6 protein-coding genes are annotated in these 4,657 nt (G+C 55.4%); 5 read left to right on the top strand and 1 reads right to left on the bottom strand.

Annotated elements, in window-relative coordinates; genetic code table 11:
- A partial coding sequence (locus OVY01_RS22695) for a transposase (protein WP_267849914.1) occupies positions 1–216 on the bottom strand: 216 nt, incomplete at its 3' end.
- Positions 217–232: 16 nt separating this feature from the next.
- On the opposite strand from OVY01_RS22695, the gene OVY01_RS22700 reads away from it, so the two are divergent.
- The 5 genes from OVY01_RS22700 to OVY01_RS22720 form a co-directional block, all read left to right on the top strand.
- Entirely contained in the window at positions 233–943 is a 711-nt protein-coding gene (locus OVY01_RS22700; RefSeq protein ID WP_267849915.1) for a hypothetical protein, read from the top strand.
- Positions 940–1,557 carry a hypothetical protein gene (locus OVY01_RS22705; RefSeq protein WP_267849916.1) on the top strand — a complete coding sequence of 206 codons (618 nt, stop codon included), beginning with the start codon at positions 940–942 and terminating at the stop codon, positions 1,555–1,557. The genes OVY01_RS22700 and OVY01_RS22705 overlap by 4 nt, the downstream gene beginning before the upstream one ends.
- 45 nt (positions 1,558–1,602) lie before the next feature.
- A complete protein-coding gene (locus OVY01_RS22710) occupies positions 1,603–2,601 on the top strand; it encodes a phospholipase D-like domain-containing protein (protein WP_267849917.1) in 999 nt (332 codons plus the stop codon).
- A 136-nt stretch (positions 2,602–2,737) separates the two neighbouring features.
- Positions 2,738–4,000, top strand: coding sequence for a DUF3800 domain-containing protein (locus OVY01_RS22715; protein ID WP_267849918.1), 1,263 nt, complete (start codon positions 2,738–2,740; stop codon positions 3,998–4,000).
- A 422-nt stretch (positions 4,001–4,422) separates the two neighbouring features.
- A partial coding sequence (locus tag OVY01_RS22720; RefSeq protein WP_267849861.1) for a transposase occupies positions 4,423–4,657 on the top strand: 235 nt, incomplete at its 3' end.

Genomic DNA, 4,657 nt, shown 5'->3' on the forward strand with positions numbered 1-4,657 from the left:
TGCGGGCAATGGCATCGGACTGGCACCCGTACCCAATAAATACTCGCGCCGCCATCGGGCAAGCTGGTTCGTGTTGAGGCCGTTGGCTAACGCCACCGCGGCCATCGAGACGTCGGGGCGCAACGTCTGTTCCACCAGTTCCCGCTTGAACGTCGTGCTAAAGCGTCGACGTGCTGTCGACGGCTTGACCTCGATTACATCCGGCTCTTCTCTCATCGCTTCCGATCCCGTTATGAAATCGGCAATCCTCGCGCTTTTAGATCGGATGGAGAAGATGTACTGGCTGGACGCTTACGTTTCGGATTGGGTAGCCATAGGAAAAGCTACATCGGAGCCATTGCTCGACGTGCTCCGCAAGAAGCGCCATGCTGCCCTGCTCAAATCCTTGAATCACGTTCTCCCGTTGAGCGTTCGCAAAGAGAGCGTGGCCCTTGCCATGCTCGAGAAGCGATGGGACGAGCCGCGCGTGAAAGTCTATGCTGGCGTGTATCGCGACGCCGGCTATTTCGCTTGGGATCCCCGGACGTTGCCGATTGCACGCAACGGTGACCTTGCGTTGCAACTCCGTCATGGTTTCGGGGGGCGTAGCTTGAGGTCGGACGCTGTGGCACTGTTCGAGGTGCCGCGGGCGACGTGGTTCACTGCCGCGTGGGACTTTATCGAGCAAAACTCGTTGCTGGTCGAGCCGGACATGACACCCGCCGAGCGTGCAACGTACCGCCGGCACACCGAGGAGCGTGCTCGAGAACACGAGGAGCGCTGGTTTGTGACGCTGCCAGCTCAAAGGTGGTTACAAGAGACTCGACGGGTGGCCAGGTGGGCTGCTCAGGCCAGACCGGTCCGGAGGGAGGTCGTGCGCGAACAGGCGAAAGCGAAACGCCAGGCGATGTTGGATGAGCGTCTCGCCGTCGTAAAGGGATCGATAGGTGTCGTGATGCTATGAAAAGCAACGTCTTGTCCCCGGACTTCTACGTCTACAGGACTCTCTCCGAACTTCCGAGGAGGCTTCACCGGCGGGATGTGTTCGTGCCCGCCTGGTACGCCGGTGACGGCTCGGAAAGTCGAACGGTATTTTACTTTACGGTGCCGTCAGAGCACTGGTCGTGCTTGCTTGTGAAAGGATCAACGCTCACCGAAGCGATGGTCGGAGCGTATGAAAAGGCGATCGACGAGGCGTATGCGGAGGGCGAGTTGGACGAGGACGAGGCAGCGAGCGAACGGCGGCGGTTGAAAGCTCGGGCTACAAAAGGGTTGGTGACGTCCGACGAAACTGTGGCGCACGACGCTTGCCTCACCGACTTTGCGGCTGCGGTGCAAGGCCTTGGTAGATACCGCGTCTGGCGGTCGAACCCGTACGAGGTTGAGGGCATGGCTTCGATGCTCGAAGAAGCTGGATGGATGATTGTGCCGGTGTTGCCGGCGTACAGCTGGCGTGACGTGGAATATCCGTTTGAGACCGAGCGTTACCGGTTGCCGATGGTCCATGCAATCACGCGCACGCCCTGCCCTTGGTCACCCTGGTCCAACGAGCGCGATGTGTATCGGTGCGATCGGTAATATTGCGATGCTACGATGTGTGCGTCCAAACCACGGCTGACGACGATGAATGTTCTGTACGACTCCGGCGATGTCCACACGGCGATCAAGCAAGTGCTGACCAAGATCGGCAAGAACGATGAGCGGCGGGTTGTCATCGTTGCGTATGTTGGATCCGGAGCCTGCGATTTTCTGCCATCGCCCGAGGGTTTAACCATCGTATGCGACCTGAAGCCCGGTGCGACGAGCGATGTGGCGTTAGAGAAACTCCGAAAACGCGGGGCTCAGTTGTTTCATGTTCCCAAACTGCACATGAAAATCTATTGGTCCAGCATAAACGGATGCGTCATCACATCAGCCAATGCCTCGGGCAACGCGCTTGCCCGAGGCGGTTCAAAGGAAGCAGGTGTGTTTCTGGACGCCGGCCAGGTCGACATCGATCGAATCATCGCCTCGATCAAGCCGAAGCCCATATTGAAAGTCGATTTGCTGAAGTTGCAACGTGAGAACGACATGCTCACGGCGAAGGGTGTGAAAGGCTCGGGGAACTCCAAGACAGAATCCACCACGTTTGACGAGTGGCGGACATCCCTGGCACCGAAGCCTTGGAAGATTGGCTGGTGGACCGAAGATGGGGAGGTCTCACAAGCAGCAACGGACGAGGCCAAGCTTCGATACGGCGTGCGCGAGGCCAGCGATTTTTTACCTTTCTGGGATAAGCAATACCAAGCGCACGATTGGATCCTCTGCTTCGATACGCGCCTGGAACCGCTGAATCCGATATGGATGTACGTCGATTTCGTGGTCACGACGGACAAGGACGATCCTGCATTTTCAATAGATTACCCTCACCAAGCGGTTCAAGTTCATTCGCCCAAGCGCTACTCGCTGCCACCCTTCGACATCGAAGGGGAGCGATTTAGGGTCGCGCTCACGGCTGCGTACAATGACTTCGGCGACGACGGCCTCGAGCAACTTGCTGCCCAAAAGTCATTGGTGCCCCCGACCGGTTTTATAGAGCTTCTCGAACAACACTGGGACGCATGGGAATGCCGACCTGCCTGAGCGGAATGGTGACATCAAACCATAAACGTTGACCTTTTTGTATTGTTTGCCAAAAGAAGTCGAGCCATAGAACTTGCTCTCGAATGGCCGATCTTGGTGTATAAAACTCGTAATCTCAGTCCAAGGTCATCTGCACATGTACTTCTACGTCGATGAGTCCGGTCACACCGGACCCAATCTCTTTGACGAGGTCCAACCGATTTTGTATTACGGCGTTCTGTCGAGTAAAATCAACCTCGATGTTATCGCCGCTGAAAAAATCAAGCAGATTCGGCAAAGCCTGGGAGTACCAAGACTGCATGCATCGGACCTCGGCGCAGCCGGACTGAAAGGCATCGTGCCCCAAATCCTACCGATGATCAAGGCATACGACATCCGATTTGATATTTATCGTGTCGCAAAAGCTGACCATGCAATCATTTGCTTTTTTAATCAGGTTTTCGATCAAGGCGTCAATCCGGCAGTAACTTGGACTGGGTATTGGACGCCCTTGAGATATGTCCTGCTTTTGAAAGTTGCCTCGCTATTCAATGAGGAGTTAGCTCGTCTCGCATGGGAAGCGAGAATTACACCAGACGACCGGGTTGCCTTGCCGTTGATGCAAGAGGTATGCAGAAGGTTGGGCGAACGCGTCGGACGACTGGATGACGCGAGAGTTCGGACCCTGATTGGGGACGCGCTACGGTGGTCTGAGCAAAACCCTAAAGATATTGCATACAACGTTCCTAATAAGAAACGCATGCTGGATGTTACGCCAAACATGATTGGTTTTCAGTTTGTCATGCACGGCATCGCTATGCGCCTTGGAGCCGCAAAACGAAAGGCATCAAAAGTCGTTGTCGATCAGCAAACACAGTTCAACAAAGCGCAGCAGGCCTTGGCTACGTATTATCGAGATAACAAAGACGAGAACTTCTCCTTAGGGCCAGGTCTGCCGATGCAGGATCACACCCACATCCCCGACATTCCGCTCGAGTTCGTAGCTGGAACTGATAGTTGTGGCCTTGAGTTGGTTGACATACATCTCTGGATATTCAAGAAATACATGGAGAACAAACTTCCGGACGGGGTCGAGAGGTTAATTCTTGCTCATGCTCGGAGGACCAAAACAGACGAAATATCCTTGAATGCTTTGGGGAAAAGATGGTCGACCTGGTTCGATCAACTGCCGGATCTGGATCAAATCCCAGCCGACGTGCTCGAAAGGGCTCGTGAGATTGCCAGTTTTGACGAAAACCGTAGGCAGGTGGCAGTTTCTGGCATGGATAACGAGAAATCGGGCGCCGATGCGGCTGACACACTATGCATCGCAGACCGAGCGACGATGGCAGTAGATGGAAGGAAAAATAAAAGGCCCGATGATGGACCTTGTTCGAGCGGCGAAATTCGCCTGACTTGAGTCAGACTTTTACAGCCTCGCACGTCACATTTCGTGTCGCCACCTCAAGACACTCGACTCACACGGTTTTACAGCATTGAGTAGTGGCTCTGCCTCGTCATGCGAAAGTTCGTGGTTTTGTCCGACCAGGTATGCTCGTGCTTCGGCATGATCCAGGAGACCTCGGCTCACAAGAACGCGGATAATGTCGGCGAGGCATTGCGGATCGAGCCCACCCATGTCCAACTTCTTGCGCGAGACCAAGCATTCAACAAGGTAAGACATCAAGGACTGATTTCCCCGCGCCCGATCCAAGTCAGCACCTGCGTCCAGCATCGATTCGACCACCAAACGATCACCGATCCCGATAGACCAAGTGACTGACCATGCCTCGAAACGACGTACAGCAGAGATGTTGGATAATCTGTTGAACGGAGGTCGAGATGGTCGAAAAGAACGTACCGAATCGTCGCTACACCGAGGAATTTCGCACGGAAGCGGCAAGGTTGGCCAATTCTGTAGGGCATAACGAGGCGGCACGCCGCCTCGGGGTACCGGTGGCGACGATAGGCAACTGGGCACGCAAGCAGCAGCGTAATGGCGTGGCGGGCGTCTCTGGCGCAGCCCCGGCCGCCACCCGCGTGAAGCTGGGTGTGTCGGAGATGGAGGCCGAGATCA

The organism is Robbsia betulipollinis (assembly GCF_026624755.1).
Classification (GTDB): Bacteria; Pseudomonadota; Gammaproteobacteria; order Burkholderiales; family Burkholderiaceae; genus Robbsia; species Robbsia betulipollinis.

Bases quoted from the DNA above. Each gene is read 5' to 3' on its own strand.
- OVY01_RS22705 (WP_267849916.1), top strand. From the start codon at position 940: ATGAAAAGCAACGTCTTGTCCCCGGACTTCTACGTCTACAGGACTCTC.
- OVY01_RS22715 (WP_267849918.1), top strand. From the start codon at position 2,738: ATGTACTTCTACGTCGATGAGTCCGGTCACACCGGACCCAATCTCTTT.
- OVY01_RS22700 (WP_267849915.1), top strand. From the start codon at position 233: ATGAAATCGGCAATCCTCGCGCTTTTAGATCGGATGGAGAAGATGTAC.
- OVY01_RS22710 (WP_267849917.1), top strand. From the start codon at position 1,603: ATGAATGTTCTGTACGACTCCGGCGATGTCCACACGGCGATCAAGCAA.